Annotated in this window: 22 protein-coding genes; 15 read left to right on the top strand and 7 right to left on the bottom strand. The window is 34.7% G+C overall.

The genetic code is table 11. The annotated features are described in order from the left end of the window. Positions 1 to 131 precede the first annotated feature (131 nt). On the top strand, positions 132 to 1088 hold the full coding sequence (locus ND855_RS00415; protein WP_265356699.1) for a YjgN family protein: 957 nt from the start codon (positions 132 to 134) through the stop codon (positions 1086 to 1088). Between the two features lie 3 nt (positions 1089 to 1091). Further along, positions 1092 to 2288 carry a M48 family metallopeptidase gene (locus tag ND855_RS00410; RefSeq protein ID WP_265356698.1) on the top strand — a complete coding sequence of 399 codons (1197 nt, stop codon included), beginning with the start codon at positions 1092 to 1094 and terminating at the stop codon, positions 2286 to 2288. Here ND855_RS00410 and ND855_RS00405 read toward each other — a convergent pair. Next, a complete protein-coding gene (locus tag ND855_RS00405) occupies positions 2246 to 3166 on the bottom strand; it encodes a GDP-mannose 4,6-dehydratase (RefSeq protein ID WP_265356697.1) in 921 nt (306 codons plus the stop codon). The two genes, ND855_RS00410 and ND855_RS00405, sit on opposite strands and share 43 nt — an antisense overlap. Before the next feature lie 86 nt (positions 3167 to 3252). Between ND855_RS00405 and ND855_RS00400 the strand changes: the two genes are divergently transcribed. Genes ND855_RS00400 through ND855_RS00385 form a run of 4 tightly spaced genes read left to right on the top strand, consistent with a single transcriptional unit; the run spans position 3253 to position 7562 of the window. Further along, positions 3253 to 4266: an LIC_10202 family protein gene (locus tag ND855_RS00400; RefSeq protein ID WP_265356696.1), complete on the top strand. Its 1014-nt coding sequence runs from the start codon at positions 3253 to 3255 to the stop codon at positions 4264 to 4266. Between the two features lies 1 nt (position 4267). After that, entirely contained in the window at positions 4268 to 5338 is a 1071-nt protein-coding gene (locus tag ND855_RS00395) for a glycosyltransferase family 4 protein (protein WP_265356695.1), read from the top strand. Continuing rightward, the gene (locus ND855_RS00390; RefSeq protein WP_265356694.1) at positions 5335 to 6384 is read left to right on the top strand and encodes a glycosyltransferase family 4 protein; all 1050 of its coding nucleotides are present in this window, start codon (positions 5335 to 5337) and stop codon (positions 6382 to 6384) included. The genes ND855_RS00395 and ND855_RS00390 overlap by 4 nt, the downstream gene beginning before the upstream one ends. Positions 6385 to 6386: 2 nt before the next feature. Continuing rightward, positions 6387 to 7562 (top strand): glycosyltransferase family 4 protein, encoded by a 1176-nt coding sequence (locus tag ND855_RS00385; RefSeq protein WP_265356693.1) that lies wholly within the window; start codon positions 6387 to 6389, stop codon positions 7560 to 7562. Here the strand turns inward: ND855_RS00385 and ND855_RS00380 are convergent. The 3 genes from ND855_RS00380 to ND855_RS00370 are packed head-to-tail and all read right to left on the bottom strand — an operon-like array spanning position 7543 to position 10296. Continuing rightward, the gene (locus tag ND855_RS00380; RefSeq protein WP_100728983.1) at positions 7543 to 8355 is read right to left on the bottom strand and encodes an inositol monophosphatase family protein; all 813 of its coding nucleotides are present in this window, start codon (positions 8353 to 8355) and stop codon (positions 7543 to 7545) included. The two genes, ND855_RS00385 and ND855_RS00380, sit on opposite strands and share 20 nt — an antisense overlap. Beyond that, positions 8355 to 9224, bottom strand: coding sequence for a DUF4870 domain-containing protein (locus tag ND855_RS00375; protein WP_265356692.1), 870 nt, complete (start codon positions 9222 to 9224; stop codon positions 8355 to 8357). The genes ND855_RS00380 and ND855_RS00375 overlap by 1 nt, the downstream gene beginning before the upstream one ends. Before the next feature lies 1 nt (position 9225). Continuing rightward, positions 9226 to 10296 carry a toxic anion resistance protein gene (locus tag ND855_RS00370; protein WP_265356691.1) on the bottom strand — a complete coding sequence of 357 codons (1071 nt, stop codon included), beginning with the start codon at positions 10294 to 10296 and terminating at the stop codon, positions 9226 to 9228. Between the two features lie 190 nt (positions 10297 to 10486). On the opposite strand from ND855_RS00370, the gene ND855_RS00365 reads away from it, so the two are divergent. The 4 genes from ND855_RS00365 to ND855_RS00350 are packed head-to-tail and all read left to right on the top strand — an operon-like array spanning position 10487 to position 13583. After that, positions 10487 to 11104 (top strand): site-specific integrase, encoded by a 618-nt coding sequence (locus tag ND855_RS00365; protein ID WP_265356690.1) that lies wholly within the window; start codon positions 10487 to 10489, stop codon positions 11102 to 11104. Between the two features lie 55 nt (positions 11105 to 11159). Next, positions 11160 to 11498, top strand: a complete 339-nt coding sequence (locus tag ND855_RS00360; RefSeq protein WP_002975971.1) for an STAS domain-containing protein — start codon at positions 11160 to 11162, stop codon at positions 11496 to 11498. 7 nt (positions 11499 to 11505) lie between these two features. Continuing rightward, positions 11506 to 12939, top strand: coding sequence for a dolichyl-phosphate-mannose--protein mannosyltransferase (locus ND855_RS00355; RefSeq protein WP_265356689.1), 1434 nt, complete (start codon positions 11506 to 11508; stop codon positions 12937 to 12939). Continuing rightward, complete coding sequence (locus tag ND855_RS00350) at positions 12936 to 13583, top strand: SGNH/GDSL hydrolase family protein (protein WP_265356688.1); 648 nt, start codon at positions 12936 to 12938, stop codon at positions 13581 to 13583. The genes ND855_RS00355 and ND855_RS00350 overlap by 4 nt, the downstream gene beginning before the upstream one ends. On the opposite strand, the gene ND855_RS00345 is transcribed toward ND855_RS00350, so the two are convergent. Then, positions 13572 to 14363, bottom strand: a complete 792-nt coding sequence (locus ND855_RS00345) for a type III pantothenate kinase (RefSeq protein ID WP_265356687.1) — start codon at positions 14361 to 14363, stop codon at positions 13572 to 13574. The genes ND855_RS00350 and ND855_RS00345 overlap by 12 nt on opposite strands. After that, a complete protein-coding gene (locus tag ND855_RS00340) occupies positions 14364 to 15119 on the bottom strand; it encodes a biotin--[acetyl-CoA-carboxylase] ligase (RefSeq protein WP_265356686.1) in 756 nt (251 codons plus the stop codon). Between the two features lie 61 nt (positions 15120 to 15180). On the opposite strand from ND855_RS00340, the gene ND855_RS00335 reads away from it, so the two are divergent. Both ND855_RS00335 and metF read left to right on the top strand, forming a co-directional pair. Then, positions 15181 to 15996, top strand: coding sequence for an SDR family NAD(P)-dependent oxidoreductase (locus ND855_RS00335; RefSeq protein WP_265356685.1), 816 nt, complete (start codon positions 15181 to 15183; stop codon positions 15994 to 15996). A 12-nt stretch (positions 15997 to 16008) separates the two neighbouring features. After that, complete coding sequence (gene metF, locus ND855_RS00330; RefSeq protein ID WP_265356684.1) at positions 16009 to 16896, top strand: methylenetetrahydrofolate reductase [NAD(P)H]; 888 nt, start codon at positions 16009 to 16011, stop codon at positions 16894 to 16896. Here the strand turns inward: metF and ND855_RS00325 are convergent. Beyond that, the gene (locus ND855_RS00325; protein ID WP_265356683.1) at positions 16861 to 17358 is read right to left on the bottom strand and encodes an MORN repeat-containing protein; all 498 of its coding nucleotides are present in this window, start codon (positions 17356 to 17358) and stop codon (positions 16861 to 16863) included. The genes metF and ND855_RS00325 overlap by 36 nt on opposite strands. An 80-nt stretch (positions 17359 to 17438) precedes the next feature. On the opposite strand from ND855_RS00325, the gene ND855_RS00320 reads away from it, so the two are divergent. Genes ND855_RS00320 through ND855_RS00310 form a run of 3 tightly spaced genes read left to right on the top strand, consistent with a single transcriptional unit; the run spans position 17439 to position 20019 of the window. Next, positions 17439 to 17804, top strand: coding sequence for a response regulator (locus ND855_RS00320; protein WP_265356682.1), 366 nt, complete (start codon positions 17439 to 17441; stop codon positions 17802 to 17804). Beyond that, entirely contained in the window at positions 17801 to 18409 is a 609-nt protein-coding gene (locus ND855_RS00315; RefSeq protein WP_265356681.1) for a chemotaxis protein CheX, read from the top strand. The genes ND855_RS00320 and ND855_RS00315 overlap by 4 nt, the downstream gene beginning before the upstream one ends. Continuing rightward, positions 18409 to 20019 (top strand): ATP-binding protein, encoded by a 1611-nt coding sequence (locus ND855_RS00310; RefSeq protein WP_265356680.1) that lies wholly within the window; start codon positions 18409 to 18411, stop codon positions 20017 to 20019. The genes ND855_RS00315 and ND855_RS00310 overlap by 1 nt, the downstream gene beginning before the upstream one ends. Positions 20020 to 20041: the final 22 nt, after the last annotated feature.

Here is a 20041-nt window from a genome sequence, read left to right as displayed (position 1 = left end):
CTATGAATTTATAAAAATAGTGAATTCTGTTCAACCGTATAATCTGTATTTCGAATCAATTGGAAATATTTTTCTTTACCCTTTTTGAACATAGTGGATACTCTGCACACTATTATCCATTGGGGAAATCAATGAACAACACAAGACTACAATACCACGCCACTGGCGGACAACTCTTCATATTATTTTTGAAGAATATGTTTCTCACGGTAGTGACTTTGGGGATTTATAGCTTTTGGGCTCGCACCAACGTACAAAAGTTTATGGCTGAAAATTTGGAATGGGCTGGGGAACGTTTTTCGTTTCACGGAACAGGAAAAGAACGTTTCATCGGCTTTTTGAAAGCAGCAGGAATTTTTATCGTATTGTACATTGCAATCATGATCATCCTATGGATTGCCAATAAAATCCCTGTCCCTTACTTTGCAACAATCGTTGGTATTGCACTTTACATTGGAGTTATTTTAGCATTGGTTCCCATCATCATTGTTGGAGGGCGAAAATACATAACATCACGAACAGGTTATCGTAACCTTCGATTTGGTTTTGATGGAAAAATCTTAGAAGTTGCAAAACTTTATGGGAAAGGGATTCTACTGACAATCGTTACTTTAGGAATTTATTACCCTTGGTTTTTTGCTGAAAAAGAAGCTTATATCCAAAGTAAAACTCGTTATGGAAATACCAATTTTGGATTCTCAGCTGATGGTAAGGAAATTTTCTTTTTGTATTTAAAAGGATTTTTGCTAAGCATAGTCACACTTGGTATCTATTACTCATGGTTTTTAGCTGATGTGCAAAATTATATCTGGAATCGAACGAGTTTCCAAGGTAAAAAATTTAGATCTGATATCACAGGTGGGAAGATTTTTGTCAATTTTCTGATCGCATATTTGATCATTCTATTCACACTAGGTATTGGATTTGCTTGGGCTGTGGTTCGATTGACGAAACTCTTTATCGAATCAGTCAGTTTAGAAGCTGAAGTTGACTTCTCAACAATTTCTGCCCAACCAGATACACAGGCAAATGCTACCGCGGAAGGTTTGGAAGCACTTGCAGAGACTTTAGAAGCCTTCCTATCATAAACATTGTTTCAAAATCAAACATTTACATCACGATATTTTAATGGTGTCTCGGCGGTCCCAGAAGAAGGGACCGTTCTTGTCCATGGTCAAACCATTCAATTTACATCTTTTGATACTCATCATAAATTAACCATATCTCAATTCGCAGAATTTTCACAGACGCATAAAGGTTGTAAGCTGATTCTCCTTCCTGATGAAAGGAAAGAAAGCCCCATTTTAGAAATTTTTTGTACGAAAGAAGAAACCAAATTATTGGAAAAAATTTGGATCCAAAATAAAAAATCACAAAGCCATGCAAGTGCTCTATTTTATTCCATTCGAGAAATGAATCCTATTGTACTTGGGATTCTTTCTTTACTCATCGTAACGATAGTTGGCTTTTTTTACTTTAAAGGATTGGAGTTTGTTACGAATTTTATTCCTCTCTCAATGGACAAATCCTTAGGAGATTCGGTACAATTGAAGATGGAAGCACAGTTTCAAAAATGTGATACAAAGGCAACCGATCGTTTTTTCTCTGAGGCATTAAAAAAAATTGTTCCAAAAGATAGTAAACACAAATTCGAAGTTTCAGTCTTAAGTTCGACAATCCCAAATGCATTTGCATTATCGAATGGCAAAATTTACTTTTTCTCTGGTTTGTTAAACGAAGCCGACTCACAAGAGGAAGTGATAGGTGTTTTAGCACATGAAATTGCACATGTGGAAAAACGACATCATATGCGAAATTTGGTAAAAGCAGGTGGAACATCACTTGCAATCAGTTTGGTGGTAGGTCCTGGACTGGGAAACATGGAATTTTTAGAAACCTTTACTGAATTAGGTTCCACTATATTAGTTTTAAAATTTTCAAGAGATTTTGAAACGGAAGCTGATAAATCTTCTATCGAATATTTAAAATCTCAAAATATGTCAACAGATGGTTTACTTCGATTTTTCAAAAGAATGGAAGAGTTGGAAAAAGGAGAATCTGATTCCGAAGACAAGGATGAGGTTTCCAATGCAAAAGATGAAAAATCAACTACAAATCAAATAACAGATTTTTTAAGCACACACCCTGCAACAACTGAAAGAATGAAAACATTAGAATCCCTCATTCAAAAAGGTAAAAAAGGAACAATTAAAAAAGTAGTATCAGATGTTACTTGGAAAGAAGTTCAAACTGCTTGTTTGGATTTTAAAAATTCTGATTCCAAGTGATCATAAATTTCTTTGAGTGTTTCGCCTATACTGTGTTTGTTGGTCCAACCCAGTGATTTTAATTTTGTATTGTCACCAAAAACTCTGGAAGTTTCAGATACTCTAACTCTACTTTCATCCACAGAGAATTGAATCGATTCGCCAGAGTACTTTACCAATTCTTCGACCATGGAACGAATACTATGTTCTTCACCAGAACATATATTGTAGATTTCGCCTGATTCCCCTCTTTCGATTAAAGTCAAATATCCAGCAACGATATCACTCACATGTGAAAAATCACGTGTAGGTTCTAAATCACCAACTGAAATCATTTTTTTACCTTGGTGTTTTGCTTCGATAATTTGAGTACAGAAGTTAGGTATCACAAATTCTTTTCGTTGCCCTACCCCGATATGATTGAATGGTCTAGCAATCACAACGGAAACATAAGGACTATATTCTGCATATTGTCGACAGTAAGATTCTGCCGCTAGTTTGCTGCCGGCATATGGATTCACAGGTTTCGGAAGTAACGTTTCTTTGAGAGGAAGTACTTCTACGTTTTGTTTTCCATAAACATCTGCTGAGGAAATGTACAACATCTTACACGGATTTTGCAATTGGTGAAGGGTTTCTAATAGGTTTAAAGTTCCACCCACATTAATTTCTTCTGTCTCCCAAGGATTGGCAATCGCATTGGGAACAAAGGCTTGGGCAGCTAAATGGATCAGAATATCGGGTTGGATTCTCTTCAGTTGATCGGAAACACAATCCCTGTCTCGTATATCACCTTCAAAACAATGGATTTCATATTTGCCATGGGAATTAAGCGCAGGAAGTAGATAACTTCCCACAAAACCACTGGCTCCGGTGACTAAAGTTTGTTTTTTTTTCATATATAAGGGAATTTTCTGATCTGACCCTAAGATTTAGTTGCCATTCTTCCAATTTTTCAAATCCTCTCAACAAAAGAAAGAAAACTGTGGAAGACAAAAAGAAATTCAATCCATCCCCCTTTGTCGAAATCAGAGACCCACAGCTAAACGTACAAGAAATTGTCGAATCATTAGAATCCAAAATTCCATTGGACCCAAACCACCAAATCCATTGGTCGGAACTCACTAAAATCAGCTACAAACCAGAATCCCCTCTCGGATTTAGAAAATTTGACCCTGCGGGAACCGCACATTTATTTGAAAAGGGAATCTCGAGTCCAAAGTTTTCCAATCCGAAGTTTTGGTACATTCGTGGCCCTATCAAATTTATCATCAATCGAGTCATTTCGGTCTATAGCCAGATTGATAAAAAACTTTCTGAAAATCGAATCCGAGCTTTTTTCTCTGTGCTCCATGAATTGGTGCGTTTAGGAAAAAGATTGGAACTTATTGAAAGAAGATTTGATGGTTTTTACCGTGATCATTTATTAAACTCGAATCAAACTAAGTCGCCTAATTTTAGTTGGGCAACAGAATCCTTTTTTGTGGATGCAGGCATCAATCCAAATTGGAATCTTACTATAGATGATTTAAAAAGCTCAAAACAAGTTTTAGTTTTGTTTCCTGAATGGGGTGAAATCCTTAAACAATTATCAATTCAAAAAATTCCATTCCAATCAATTACTTCAAATTCAGAACAATATCAATTGATCAAAAATAAAATTTCGCATAACATACATTATCTCGAATCAATATTCCCTTTATCACAACTTAAAATGCAAAATTTTGATGTTCTAGTTTATTTGCCTTTAAATAGGTTTCCAACTTATTTCATTGAAAGAATTTTTGCTGAAATTTCCTATTTGTTAAACAAAGGAAACCATTTATATTTTTCTGTATCCATCCAACCTGGGTTTGATAATCGACCATTTAGAGACCTACAAATATCCGAAATCAATTTGGAATTGTTACCAAATTATTTAAACACATTAGGATTTAATTCCTTAAGAGATCTATCTGTAACAGAAGATACAAAGGTATTCCGATATACAAAATTCTAAAATGAATGTTTTCCAACATTTAGATGAACTAAAAGATTCGGATGGTGTCGGAAATGATGCTATCGGTTTATCTGAAGTATTTCAAAATTTAGGTTATAAAACACATTTCATCACTAGGTTACCAAGAAAGGGAAAACCACTGATCAGTGAATTTCACTTAGTGGATTCATTTAATCATCCAACTCATTCCGAAGACATCCATATTCTCCATTATGGAGGTTCTGGTTATCCCTACACATTATTTCAGAACTTACCTGGCACAAAAATATTAAGATTTCATAATGTAACTCCTTCAAGATTTTACGAACATACAACAACAGAAGATATTTTTCATGCAATGGAAAAGTTTGAATCACTCTCTTATTTAGAACTAGCAAGTTTATCAATTTTTTGTGACTCAGTGTGGTGTGATTCTCAATTTAATTTCGAAACATTGAGTAGTTACAATTTTCGAAATCCATTTATTGTTCCGATTTGCAAACAATACCAAACTTTTCAAAATTCGGCTATACATTCAAAAAATAAATTCTCTATTGCTTTTGTTGGTAGATATTCACCTCAAAAAAAATGGGAAGACTTAATCAGTTTTACTTCTGAATGGTTAACTGAATTTCCAGAGGCTGAGTGTTATTGTATTGGATCCATCATAGGAGCTTTTGATGGTTACTTCGATCGATTAAAAGAGACTGTCAGAAAGCACCAACTCGAAGATAAAGTACATTTTATCATGGGAAAATCTGATTCTGAAGTTCTATCCATCCTAAATCAAACTAGTGTTTTCGTATCCATGAGTGAACATGAAGGATTTTGTCTGCCTATCTTGGAAGCGTTTGGATCTGGCATTCCTGTATTTGCTTATGCAGCTGGTGCAGTGCCGGGAACGATGCGTAACGGGGGAAAACTTTTTTTTGAAAAAAACGTTCCATCACTTGTGCAAACCATAAAAGAAACCCTACTCCAGAAAGAAAAATATGATGAAATGATTCAAAGTCAATTTTCTGCATTAAAGTATTACAATGAATATCCTTTTCCATCTGTAATCTCAGGCATTTTACAAAGTGGTATCAAATGAACATTCATCAGTTTTCAGCAGGATTCCAGTTAGGTGATGCAATCTCTCAGGAGATGTTAGAGATTAAACGTCTATTAGCAAAGGAAGGTTATCAAGGAAATATCTACGCTGAAAATGTATTGTCCAGTGACCGTAAGTTTGCAGAAAAAATTGCAAAAGTGAAAATTCAGGAAAACGATGTAATTGTTTACCATCATTCCATACACTCTAAAGTATTAGATTTTTTATTACAATATCCAAATAAAAAAATACTAATTTATCATAACGTAACGCCAGAGAACTTTTTTGAACCTTATGACCTACGTTTCAGTTATCTACTTAGAAAAGGTAGAGAAGATTTGGAAATCATTCGAGAAAATTTCCAACATTCTTTTGCTGTCTCCAATTTTAATTTGAGTGAACTCATTCATTTAGGTTTCAAACACGCAAAACATTTTCCACTACACTTAAATTTTCAAAAATGGGACCACAATCACATTGAATCAAGATTAAAAACATTTCAATTTCCATCCTTCCTATTTGTAGGTAGAATTGCACCTAACAAATGCCAAGATGATTTAATTCGTTTTGCGAGAACTTGGAAATCGAATTTCGGAAATCAGTTTTCTCTACGTATGTTAGGTTTTTGTAACCCCGACCAACAATCTTATTTAGATGAACTCAACTTTATGATTTCACAACTAGATTTACTGAATGAAGTAAAAATTATTTCTTATGTCGATGAAACTATGGTAAAACAAATTTACCAAGAAAGTAATTTGTTTTTATCAATGAGTGAACATGAAGGATTTTGTGTTCCATTATTGGAAGCAATGCATTTTCAGATGCCTGTAGTCGCTTATGCTGCTGGTGCTGTTCCAGAAACGCTTGGAAATTCTGGAATTCTTTTTGAAACTAAAAACTTTGACAAAATAACGAGAGATATTAGTAAAATTTTTACCAATACAGAATATCGAAATAACCTCATTTATCATCAAAACTTAAGGCTTGATGCTTATTTAAAATCTACGAGCATTTTACCTTTGTTAGAAGTTATCAAAAATTAACGATGGCAAAAATTCTACTCATTACACCACGATTTTTACAAAACGCATCAGGTGGTGCAGAAAAATTAGCCTTTGATTATGTAGAGATATTATCAGAGACACATGATGTTACAGTTTGTACAACTTCGGCAAAAAATTATGTTACTTGGGAAAATGAATTTAAATCAGGAGTAACAAACGAAAATCGATATAAAATCATTCGTTTTGAAGTTAGGAAAAAACGAAATATTGATTACATGAATAAAATACTAAATCAATGTTTGGTTGCGGGTGATGCGGTCTCAATGAAAGACCAAATGAATTTTATAAAAGAACAAGGTCCCTATTCTCCAGACTTAATTGACTATGTTTCAAAAAATCAATTTGAGTATGATTTGGTCATATTAATTGGATATTTATATTATCCTGTAGTAATGAGTATCCCTTTGCTCAAAATACCATTTGTAATTGTTCCGACTTTCCATGCTGAACCTCCATTCCGATTACCGATTTATAAACAAACATACTTAAATCACTATGTCTATAGTTTTAATGCACCTGAAGAATTAGCAGTATACGAATCTTATACGAACCAACGAGCAAAGGATTACTTTTTAATAGGTACCTACGTCGAAGATCAGTTTCAATCTAATCAATATTCAATATCTAAAAGTAATACAATCCAACTTTTAACAATTGGTCGAATTGAACCAGCGAAAGGTTATCCTGAACTATTCCAAGACTATCATGATTGGAAAAACCTAAGCCATCGAACGGATGTGAATCTCAAATGTTTAGGTTCAGTGTTTTCAATGGATATTTCAAAAGAAAAAGAGATTCTATTTTCAGGATTTGTATCAGAAGAAGAAAAAATTTCTGAAATTCAAAAATCCTATCTTTTGATAAATCCATCAGCTTATGAAAGTTTTTCTATTTCTATTATGGAATCTTGGCTTCAGGAAAAACCTGTTTTGGTAAATGCTAACTCATCGGTAATGAAAGGTCATTGTATTCGAAGTCAAGGTGGATTGTATTATTCGGATAAAATTTCATTCCAAAGAATGTTGGAATACCTTTTAGAAAATGAGAATCTGAAAGTTCGATTAGGAAAAAATGGTAGAAAGTATGTACTCGCTAATTTTTCAAAGGAAGTGATTCAAACAAAACTCAACCAAATGGTCAATAAACTACTCGGTTGATTTGCCCTTCAAACTCTGCTAACAAATACTCATGTACGTAACCATTACTTGCAAGTAAACTCGGGATCATTATGGAAAAATCATTACCGTCCATAGAAGTTAATTTTCCCTTTGCTTCCATGACGATGAGTCCTGCAGCTGCCATATCCCAAGGTTTTAATCCTAATTCGTAATAACCTTCAAATTTTCCTTCAGCTAACCAACATAAGTCTAATGTTGCGGCACCTGTTCGTCGGATACCTCTCGATTTTTGTAAAATCGATTTGTAATATTGCATAAGTGTATCCAATGATAAATTTCTATCATATGGAAATCCCGTCACAAAAAGAGAGTCTTTCATCGACTTTGTCTGGGAGACTTGGATTTGTTTTTTTTCGCGAAAGGCACCTTGGCCCTTGATTGCATGGTAATACGTATTTAGTTCGGGAAAAAAAACCATACCAATTACAGGTGCCATTGTTTCTGTTTCGACAACTCCAACAGAAACACCATAGAGCGGTAAACCATGAGTATAGTTTGTTGTGCCATCCAAAGGATCGATTACCCATGTATACCCAGAACTACCTTCAATGGCACCACGTTCTTCTGATAAGATTCCATCCAAAGGAAAATTTTTTTGGATCTCCTCAAGGATCATCGATTCTGCTTTAAGGTCAGCTTCTGTTACTAGGTTGTATAAACTTTTTTCATCTACTTTTAAATTTGATTCCTTGTGTTTTTCAACGAGGAAGTCCGCAACATTCGGTAAAAAATTTAGAAAATGATAGGATCTATCAAGTAATTCAGAATGCATTAATACCCACCAAATTCGATGTTTTTCTTCATGGCGGTGATCTCAACATCTAAATTTAGGGTTTCATCAGCATTCAATTTATTTCGAACTTGTTCTGTAGTTTTGATCACTTCACTTAACAAAGAATTGAGCTCTGATTTTCTCTTTTCTGCATCAGGAGCATTTGTATTTTGATTCACTCTGATGTATTGGCTCAGAATTTTGGAAACAGTTTCTGGAAAATAATTTAGGAATTGTTTTGCTTTCCGATACGAAAGTGGATCTTCAGCTAGTTTCACTCTTAAATCTGAAAGTGAATGCAAATATTCATTACACAGACTTTGTAGGTTTGTATCCGTAAGTAATTTTGCATCTTTTTCAGTGGATAATCGAAAGGAATCCAACTTTTCCATTTGAGTTTTATATTCAGAAAATTCTACTTTATCTTCAAATTTTTTCTTTAACTCATTCCAATTTTCCTTGGTTCGATTAGATGAAAAGAGTAATGGAAAAAAACTAAATGGATAATGGTGTGGTTTTCCTATTGTTGTTCGATAAATCGCAATTCCTAAAAAAACAACATGCAAAAAAGCCATAAATACGTAGGAGAACACAAGTAATACTCGGTCATCACCAAACTTGGTTCCAAAGCCAAAATATCCAAGAGAAAGGAGTGCTTGTAGATACATTGCTTCTAATGATTGTTTTGCGGAATAGGATGATTTACCACGAGATAACCACATCACGAATGGATAAATCATTGCTCCAAGTGAGGAAAAATAAAAAGGGAATGGCAATAATGCCATAGGATAAGTGAGTAAAGTAGAGATATGGGCCCTTCTGGCCCACTTTTTTTCTTCTTGGTTTTGTTCCAATTGTATGTCAGTCATTCTATTTAGATTCCAACAGTTTTTGTTTGATATCGGATTCGATTTTGATCATCTCTTGTTCCGCCAACTTTCGTTTTTGACGTCCGTCTTCCTGGATTTTTAAGGTTTCGGTAATCGTTTCAATCAATTGTTGGTTCACATTTTTAAGTGTTTCAATTTCAATGATTCCTTTTTCTGATTCTTTTGCAATCTCAACTGTACCAGACTTTAACATCTCCGCATTTTTTTGAATCAAATCATTTGTGGTTTTTGAAACTTGTTTTTGTGCTTCCAAGGCTTTTCTTTGTCGCATCAAACCAAGAGCGATCACAATTTGATTTTTCCATAGTGGGATTGTATTTAAAATTGAACTTTGGATTTTTTCAACCAACACTTGGTTTCCACTTTGGATCAAACGGATTTGTGGGCCAGTTTGCAGTGAAAGGATTCTAGTTAGTTTGAGATCGTGAATTTTTTTCTCAAAACGATCCACCATTTGCACCATATCTTGGTACTGTTGGGATGCTAAGGTATCTCCTTGCGCTTTTGCTTTTTCCAACATTTCAGGAAGAATTTTGTCTCGTAACTCTTGGATTTTTTTGTCACCTGCGGCAATGTAGATTTGAATTTCTTTGAAATATTCTAAGTTCTTCTCGTATAACGCCTGCAATAAAGTTATGTCTTTTGTGAGATTGGTTCTTGCTGAATGCAGTTCATCAACAATTTTTCCAATTTGAGATTCTAGATCTTCAAACTTTGCTAAAAATTTTCGAGAAACATCAAACAAACCACCGATCAATGGGATTTTAGAAAGAGTACTTCCTTCCCCCGCAAAACTATCCATGTCCAAGTCTTTGATTTTAAATAATAATTGATTTAACAAATCACCCGCATAACCAGCATCCTTCGTTTTAATTTCAGCTAAAACTTTATCCGCAAAATCAGATACCTTGGCTTGGGCAGAGGATCCATAAGAAACTATGTCATTTGGATTATTGAGTTTAATTTGTCCGGTTAATTCCTCAACTTTTTGAATGTCTTCTTTTGTCAGTTGAAGTTCCGGGTCATTTGTTTTGAGTTCCAGCGAGTCCATTTGTATTGATCCTTTATCGTTTCTCCCAATGATAAAATCGTTTTTTAAAATTGAATCAAGCAGAAAAATTCATCGTGCAAAAACATGAACTAGGAAATTTATTTCTTCAAAAATAGTGATCCAAAACTACGGTTTGGTGACAATTTAATTGCATGGATTGTTATACTCTGATACATTCCACAAGAAAAATATGCTAAATACTAATTTGAAACTACCAACCTTACTCCCACACATTCTTACTGTTGATGTTTGTACAATTGAAAACTCTCTGTTAGACCAAACAGAAGTCCGAAATTTACTCCATAAACTTAGATGCCGTAACCACCTACACTATTTGATCATCAAATTCTTAGTATGCACTGGTTTATCTTTACCTGAACTCATCCATCTGAAGGTTGCAGATTTTAATTCAGAAATGAATCGTTTCCATTTAAAGAACGGTGGTCGCCTTCGTAGGCGTCATATCTTTCTTGAACCCAATTTTGCGATCGAACTCTATCGGTATGCGTGTGAGTTTTTACCAAGTGATTATCTCTTCCCGGGAAGGGATGGAGTTTTGCGAACACGTACCATACAAAAAATTCTCAAAAATGCAAGCCGTCTCATCTCTAGAGAAATCCATATTCCCTTTTTAAGAGATGTGATTGCTCTCGATTTGTACCAAAAAGGTTTCCCCGTTTGGGAAATCCAAGAATTTTTAGGCCATCGGACATCACGTTCCACTCGTCAGAGGATTATGTTGCATATTCCTGAAGCAGAACACAACGATCCTCGACTTTTTACGAGAAACAGAAACCAAGCGGCGTAAAAATTTCTTGAACCTTTGGTGTTTTCAAAGATTCTAGTCTCCAAGTAGGCTCGCTTTGGAAATAAAAACCAAAAAAATCGGAAAGCACACACTCGTTCACCTCAATGGTCGTTTAGACATTACACATTCTGATGAGGTTGAGGCAAAATTAGCTGATGACGTGCAAAACGGGGAAGGTGACATCATCATCAACCTGGAGCTTATATCCTATATCTCCTCTTCTGGGATTCGTATCTTTGTGGGTATGGTTCGAGAACTCGACAAACAAGGAAGAAAACTCAAACTCTGTTGCATCACTCCACCTGTAAAAAAGGTTTTTGATGTTGTGGAACTACTCGATTTGTTTGAAGTTTTCGAAACGGAACAAGAAGCCGTTAATTCCCTCTCAAAGTAGAACGAACGTGGCTTACGCCTCGTTTTTATTCATCTCCCTTCTCTATTGTTTCCAAGTTGGTATCAACTTAGGAGTATTGCCTGTTGTATGGCCAGATGAGGTTTTATTTTATTCACCTGCCATCTCATTTGCGAAGACAGGACATTTAAAAACCGAGGTCCTCACTGGACTCATACCAGGAATGGAATCCAAAACATTATGGATGCCACCCGGTTATTTATTATTTTCAGGTTTTACATTATCTATTTTCCCTGATTCGTTAATCACCCTTCGCATAGCGAATGTTTGTATTATTTACTTAACTGCACTTGGATTTTACATTTTACTCAAAAGGCTTTCGATTTCCGAGGTTGCAGCTCAAATTGCTTTCGCAAGTGTAATTTGGGAACCTCTAGTGTTTCGATTTGGAACTGTCGCTCGGATGGAAGCTCTCACTGCATGTTTTTTTATACTAAGTTTACTCTTTGCAACAAACAAAAGTAAATCGAATTGGAATCCTTTTTATGCTGGTTTGATGTTGTCGTTTTCCGCATTATCTCATCCTATTGGTGCGTCTTTTGGACTCATCACTCTCTTTTTAATATATCAAAATTTTGGTATCAAAAAAATAGTTTGGTTTTTGTTAGGTGGACTTTTGCCAATATTGGGTTGGATTTATTATATCCATCCCAATTGGGAATGGTTTCAAATTCAGTTTGGTGCTCAACTTACGAGAAAACAAAACCTTCTCAAAACTTTTACATTCATTGATAAGTTGAAGATTTTTTCATTTGGTTTCGGATTTCCTAAAATTCGATTGGTGATCATCTGTTTGCAATTAGCAAGCTTAAGTTTTTTGACTTTCAAACATTTCCAAAACAAAACAAATCGAATGAATTCTTGGAATTTATTTTGGGTCTGGATTTTGTCTGTTTTTGTAGCTTTGTATACTTCTTCTGAAGGTTGGTATGTATACCATAGTCTATTCCCTTTAGCTTTTGGAATGGCATTATTACTCCAAGAAAAATCATTCTTTAACAAAATTCCATATATCGGGATTGTAGTATCCTTACTTGCAATGATCTTAATGGTTTCGATCCATTGGTCAAAATCGGATGCAAACGAAATCCAAACTTTGCATTTTCAAAAGATTGAAAAAAGTTTAACAAATTCAAAAGCACTATACATTCAAAGTTTACCAGACCCTTATTTTTATCTCAAATCCAAACGCCCCGATTTGGATATTCTAGAATTTATTCCTGGTGAACTGGAACTTCCATCAACTACTTATATCAAAACGATCCATTCTCGTGATAGTTTTATCTTTTATGATGAAAATCTGATTAATGAAACCATCAAAGAATATTTAAAAAACGGGAATTGGATTCGGAAAGAATGGGATATACCCGTTCCATCAAATCATTGGTTACATTACAAAACGATTGTATATACGAGAAAATGAACCTGACAAATTTAAAACATTTCTTATGTTACTTTGTTTTTCAGTTTAGTTTCCAATTTTGTTACCATTCAGATAAACCATCGCAACAATATCTGTCTTTATTAGGAGCAAATTCTTTGAATCGTAAAATCACAATTGTTGGAGATTCACTCGCTCAATGGTCAGATGGATTTGGCCTGAAACAAAAATTACCAAGTGAATTTACTGTTACGGATCTTTCAGTCGCTGGTTACTCTACAGAAGATTGGTTACAAAATAAAAATCGTTTGAATGAGATTCCAACTCAGATTTGGATTTTTGAATTAGGAACAAACGATGCGATGGTTTATGGAACCTCTGGTTATGAAACTCGCACACGTTCCTTAATTGATTTTTTGCAAAACTCTCAAAATTCGATAGTGTATCTTACCCTAATTCCAAGAACAAATATGGCATCGATACGGGAAACAATACGCACCAACAATGAAACTCTTCGCCAAATCAAATCTCAAAAACAAAATATAGATATAATTGATGTAGAATCAGTATTTGAATCCTACAAGGGTGATGTACCATTGTATCCGGTCTCAGACCCAATTCATCCAAACCAAATAGGCTATGAAATTATGGGTGAGTTGTATCGAAAAAAAATCTTAGGAATTTAAATCGGCTAAAATTTTTAATCCTTTGAGAGTCATCATTGGATCAATTTCATCAAACACTTGGTTATGCGAAGCATGGATCGTTGTCACAAGACCACCTGTTCCCACTACCACATAATCACCAGGATGTTCTTCCTTGATGGCTCTTACAATTTCTTTCAAGAGGCCAATCCAACCAAAGAAAAAACCTGCTTGGATAGATTCTACAGTTGATTCTCCCAATACACGAGAAGGGGAACCAAATACAATAGGAGGGAGTTGGGCTGTGTTTCTCGTTAAGGCATCCATGGATATTTTTAATCCAGGAGCAATCACACCACCTATGTACTCTGGTTTTTCGCTAATCACACAAAATGTAGTCGCAGTACCCAAATCAACTAAGATGGCTTTTTTTCCAGGATAGGTTTTAGCACAATAGGCAGCATTGACAAGTCGATCCGCACCAATTTCAAAAGGTCGAGGGTAACTGATTCCAAAGTTTAAATTCATTTGGTAGTGAACACGGAGTGGATTTACATCAAACCAATCCTCTAACATTCTTTCTACAATGGGATTGAGCGAAGGCACAACACTAGAATAAATTGCCTTTTTGACTCGGTCTGCTTTGACATTTTCTTGGGTCAAAAATCCCTTTAGAAATAGACCTAATTCATCCGAAGTTCGATCTCTTCGCGTAACAGTTCTTTTGTGAAAATCAGGTGTCTCCTGACCTTCACGAAAAACTCCAAACACTGTGTTAGTATTTCCAACATCGATAACTAATAATAATGGTGATTCTGTCATTTATATCATCCGAAATTTTGGTGAAGTGTCCATAAGCTCAATCTTTTGGCCAGTTTCAGTCATAATCAGAAGGAATCCTAATTCATCAATTCCCAAAACTCGACCTCTTACGATTCTTTCATCCCATTCAGTCTCAATGACTTTGTTCTTTAATAGAGAATGATCTTCGATCCATACTAAATCTTTTAAAACTTGGCTTTGGTCTAGGAGTGTGATCACAGCTTGGTTGATTCCTAAGACCAAATGATTGACAAATCTTTCTAAATCGCCTTCTCCCAACTGAGAATCACACAAAAACGTAGCTTTCTCTTTTAAATCCTCTGGTACGGATTGTCCAAAAAAGTTGAGTCCAATTCCGATCACAACATCATAAACACCATTGATAAACTCAGATTGAACTAAAATTCCTGCTATTTTCTTTTCGTTTTTATAAATATCATTTGGCCATTTGATTGTTGTATCTGCTTCTCGTTCAGGAAAAAAATGGAAAATTGTTTTGAGTAATGCAGAAGATATAAAAATCGAAAGTAAAGGCAAAGAAATTTCCGCCGCTGAAATTCTGATTTTCCCAGAGAATATCAATGGTTCTTCGCCTAACGACTGCCATAAATTTTGGCCCCTTCCTTTTCCTGCCGTCTGTTCTTCTGCAATCACCCAAGATCCAAAAGAAACTTCCGGATTTCGGATCCATTCGTTTGTGGAATTTACAGACTGTAATCTATGACCTAGTTCAGGTTTTAAAAGTCGATATTGCATTTGAGTCTATTTCCTATATGATTCCGATTGACGAAACCAAAAAATAGATTAGAGTCATAGTATGAAATTATCTGGAAATACAATTTTGATTACAGGCTGTGGAATGGGAATTGGTGCTCTAACAGCAGAACGATTGGCAAAAGAGGGAAACGATATCATTGGAGTTGATATCAACCAAACCCTTTTGAAAGAAATCCAACAGAAAGTGGAATCGTTCGGCAGAAAATTTTATGGTTATGTTTGTGATCTTTCCAAAGAAGATGATATCGGAAATCTCATTAAAAAAATCAGAAAAAATAAACTTAGTTTCCAAGTATTGATTAATAATGCAGGGATTGCGCCTAGTGGTCCTTTTGAAGGAAAGGATTTTTCTGTTTGGCAAAAAGCCTTACAAATCAATGTTCATGGACCAATGAAATTGGTTTATGAATCTTTGCCAATTCTCAGAGAACAAAAAGAAGCATGTATCATCAATTTAGCAAGTATTGCTGGCAAGTTTGGAACAGAAGGAACTGTTACTTATTCCGCAACCAAACATGCCATGGTAGGATTCTCTCAAGCGTTAAAAATGGAATTATATGATACTCAAATTGGTGTTAGCTGGATTTGCCCATCAATGGCAAAAACTAGAATGATTGATGGTGTCAAACCTTCCTTTTTTACTCCTGTTATTGAACCAGACCAAGTGGCAAAGGCAATCTGCAAGGCGATAGTGAAAAATCCTGGTGAAGTCCTGGTCCCTTCTTATCTCAGGTCTACTATCGTGATAATGCCTGCTCTCTTTCCTAAGTTTTCACTCTGGCTTGCGGTAAAAACAAAAGCGTCAAAAGGTTGGTTACTTGCCAACAAGGGGCTTGAGAAAAATATTCCTGTTTAGAGGATAGGTTTTATGCACATTTCTGAGATCCTCGGCAAAAAACAAACTACTATCAGCTTCGAATTTTTCCCTCCAAAAAATGAGGAAGCATCAGAGGATTTGTTCCGAAATATCCAAGAACTCTCTCAAATGAACCCTGCTTATGTGAGTGTCACTTATGGAGCAGGGGGATCAACTCGTGACCTAACACACGATTTAGTCGTCAAATTACAAGAGCAGACTGGTTTAACAATTGTTAGTCATCTTACATGTGTTGGTTCTACCAAAGAAGAAATTGGTGAAATCCTAAAACGATATCAAAAAAGTGGAATCCACAATATCATGGCTCTTCGCGGTGATCCACCAAAAGGCCAAAATGAATTTCAAAAAACAGAAAATGGATTCGAATACGCTGGAGAATTGGTAGGTTTCATCAAAGGGAATTATCCAAATATGGGGATTGGAGTTGCTGGATTTCCAGAAGGCCATCCTTCCACGCCCAATCGTTTAAAAGAAATTGAATACTTAAAATGGAAAGTTGACCAAGGTGCTGACTATATCTGCACACAATTGTTTTTTAATAATGATTCTTTTTATGATTTTGTAGAACGATGTGAGATTGCTGGAATCAAAGTTCCAATCATCGCTGGTATCATGCCAATTACTTCCAGAAAAGGTATGGCACGTATGGCAGAATTATCACTTGGTACAAATTTTCCCGCAAAACTTTTGAAGTCATTATCACGTGCTGAAGATGATGCTTATGCTGAAAATGTTGGGATCCATTGGGCAACGGAACAAGTCCGTGATTTATTAGATCACAAAATTGCAGGTATCCACATGTATACACTCAACAAATCCAAGGCCACACGCAAGATTTACGAATCACTCGGGATCCGAAATTTTGATCGTATCGTTTGATTCTTCTTTTGGTTTAAAACCAATGTATTGATTTTGGTGCCAGTAACCTTCTAGCACCAAACTACCTTTTGCGTTTGTGATTTTACATTTTCCATTCAGTTCATTTTGAGACCAAGTTCCTTCCAAAATGAAACCATCTGCAAAAATATATTTTCCGAACCCATCTCTTTTGCCTTTGAGATAATTTCCGTTAAACTGATCTCCATTGGCATAAAGATAAGATCCTAATCCTTCTTTATAACCATATTTGTATTCACCTTCAAAAACATCTCCATTAGCATATCGATAAATTCCAAAGCCATGTTTGGTATCTTCAAAGAATTCACCTTCAAAAAAGTCACCATTTTCATAGGAAACGGAGTGTTTACCGTTTCGGCAATTTTCCCCTTCGCATATTTTTTGGTTCGACTTACAAAAGACAAAAATGTAAAAAAATAAAAATATAAAGTATTTAGAACGCATGGATGGCTTACTTGAGAAAATTTCGTCGACTAAGTGTATACATGCTCATATAAAACTAGTTTGAAATTAAGGCAATCCATATGTCACAAAAAAAAGCACTTGTAGTTGATGATAGCACGGTCACCCGATTGATGATTCGGAAAATCATTTCCGAAAAACACCCCAATTGGGAGATTTTAGAAGCTGAGTCAGCAGATAAGGCAAAATCCATTTTACCAGACCATCCAGACATTGATTTATTCAGTTTGGACCAAAATATGCCAGGGACTATCTCCGGCTTAGATTTAGCTGAGAATTTAAAATCCAACTATCCGAATTCAAAAATAGTTTTAGTCACTGCAAACATCCAAGATGCAATTAAAAATAGAGCCAAAGATCTGGGAATTGATTTTGTCGAGAAGCCAGTTACACCTGAAAAAATCATACCTTTGTTGGACAAAATATGAACCACTTAACGGAGTTAGAACGAGATTCATTATGTGAACTTTTTAATATCAGCTTGGGTGGAGCTGCAAAATTGATGAGTGAAATGATCTCAGATGAAATTTTACTAACTGTACCTAGTTTAAAACTAATCACCGAATCAGAAGCAAAAAATTTTGAAAACCTAGCGAACAAAGATGTATGCACCGTTGAACAAAAGTTTATTGGTGATATTGGGAACGGATCCGCATTTCTATTATTCCATAAAAGTGCTAGTTTAGAAATCGTAAAAATGATGATGAAAGACTATGTAGCACTGAATGAAGTATCACAATTTGAAAAAGATGCACTCAGTGAAATTGGTAATATTATTCTAAATGCAATTTTGTCAAATTTGGCAAAAATGTCCAATTACAAAATAGAAACTCAAATACCTGAATTTTTTTCAGGAAAATATGAGGAATTATTATTAAATCGAAATCCGAATCCAAATGAAGACAATTCTATCTTATTAGTGTTCATCGACTATCAGTTAAAAGGTAAAGAAATTAAAGGTTATATATTTTTTATTCTAAATTTTGACAGCATTAAAAATTTATCCAGAGTATTAATTGAAAAGTTAAAGTAGTGAGTTCTTTAACCGAAAAACACTTATTAACAATTGTAAAAAAATCAGGAATAGGAATTCTGATTTTAAATCAAAACTATGAAATCGTAATTGCCAATCAATGGTTTCTAAAAGGTTCCAATCTTTTAGAACAAGACCTTCAAAATAAATTAATATACGACGTCTTCCCTGAGTTAGTTGGAACAAGGACACTTAAATCAATTGAACAATGCATTCAATTTTCACAGTATTCTATACTTACTCACACTTTAAATCCATACCCATTTCCATTATACGAAAATGAACAAAAGATGTTGAAAAATGATAGAATTTATCAATACTTACACATCATACCAATATCAATCGAGGATGAAACAAATTCATTTTGTATGATCCAAATCTCGGATGTTTCTCAACAAGTAACTAGGGAGAAATTATTACGCGAACAAATGGTAGTTGCAAAAGAAAGGGAAGTTGATGCAAAAAAAGCATCTCAAGCTAAGACAGATTTTTTAGCGTCCATGAGTCATGAAATTAGGACTCCACTCAATGCTATTTTAGGAATGGCTGATACCTTAGCCGAAACAAATCTTTCTGAAGAACAAGTTGAGTATTTGACAGTCCTACGTAATTCAGGAAAAGCATTATACAATATCATCAATGACATCCTTGATTTATCTAGAATTGAGTCAGGTAAATTAGAAATCGAATCCATAGAATTTTCAATTCGAGATTTATTAAAAGAAACTATATCCCTTTTCTTAATGAAAGCAAAAGCGAAAGGTATCAAAATCAATTATAGTGTGAGTGAAACTATTTCTGAAACTATAAAAGGTGATTCCACTCGCATCCAACAAATTTTGATTAATTTAATTGGAAATGCCATGAAATTTACTGAAACAGGAAGTATCAGCGTAAATGCTTCATTAGACAACAGTAATAAAGTATTAATCCTAGATGTAGAAGATACTGGAATCGGTATACCAAGCGAAAAATTACATTCTATATTTGAAAGTTTCACCCAAGTGGATAGTTCTACTACAAGAAAATATGGTGGAACAGGTCTTGGTCTCACAATTACAAAGAAATTAATCTTAATGATGAAAGGTGATATTTTTGTAGAAAGTAAACTTGGTAAGGGATCAAAATTTTCCATTCATATCCCGTATGAAGGTTTAGTAAATAGAGATTCGAATATCCATCAACATTGGTTAGACTTAGAACTGCCAGATCCAGACCATTTTCCTAAGTGTAAGATTCTTTTAGCAGAGGACTCTGAAGAGAATGTCTTCATCATTAAAACTTTCTTACGAAAATATCCAATTGAACTTGTGATTGCAAAAAATGGTATCGATGCATTACAAAAATTTCAAAATGAAAAGTTTGATATTGTATTAATGGATATGCAAATGCCTGAAATGGATGGGTTAGAAGCGACAAAAGAAATTAGAAATTATGAACAAAATCAAAATGTAGATCCACTTCTTATGGTTCCTATCATTGCAATTTCAGCAAACGTACAAAAAGAAGATATCAGCAAAAGTTTTTTAGCTGGAATTACTTCTTACTTATCCAAACCAGTTCGTAAATTAGAAATACTAAAACTCATATATTTTTATTTAGCACTTTGAGAATTTAAAATTCCAAATTTAC

Origin of the sequence: Leptospira paudalimensis, assembly GCF_026151345.1 — a bacterium.
GTDB lineage: Bacteria > Spirochaetota > Leptospiria > Leptospirales > Leptospiraceae > Leptospira_A > Leptospira_A paudalimensis.
Note: the sequence above shows the minus strand (reverse complement) of the source record. Positions and strands in the feature narration are given on the sequence as shown.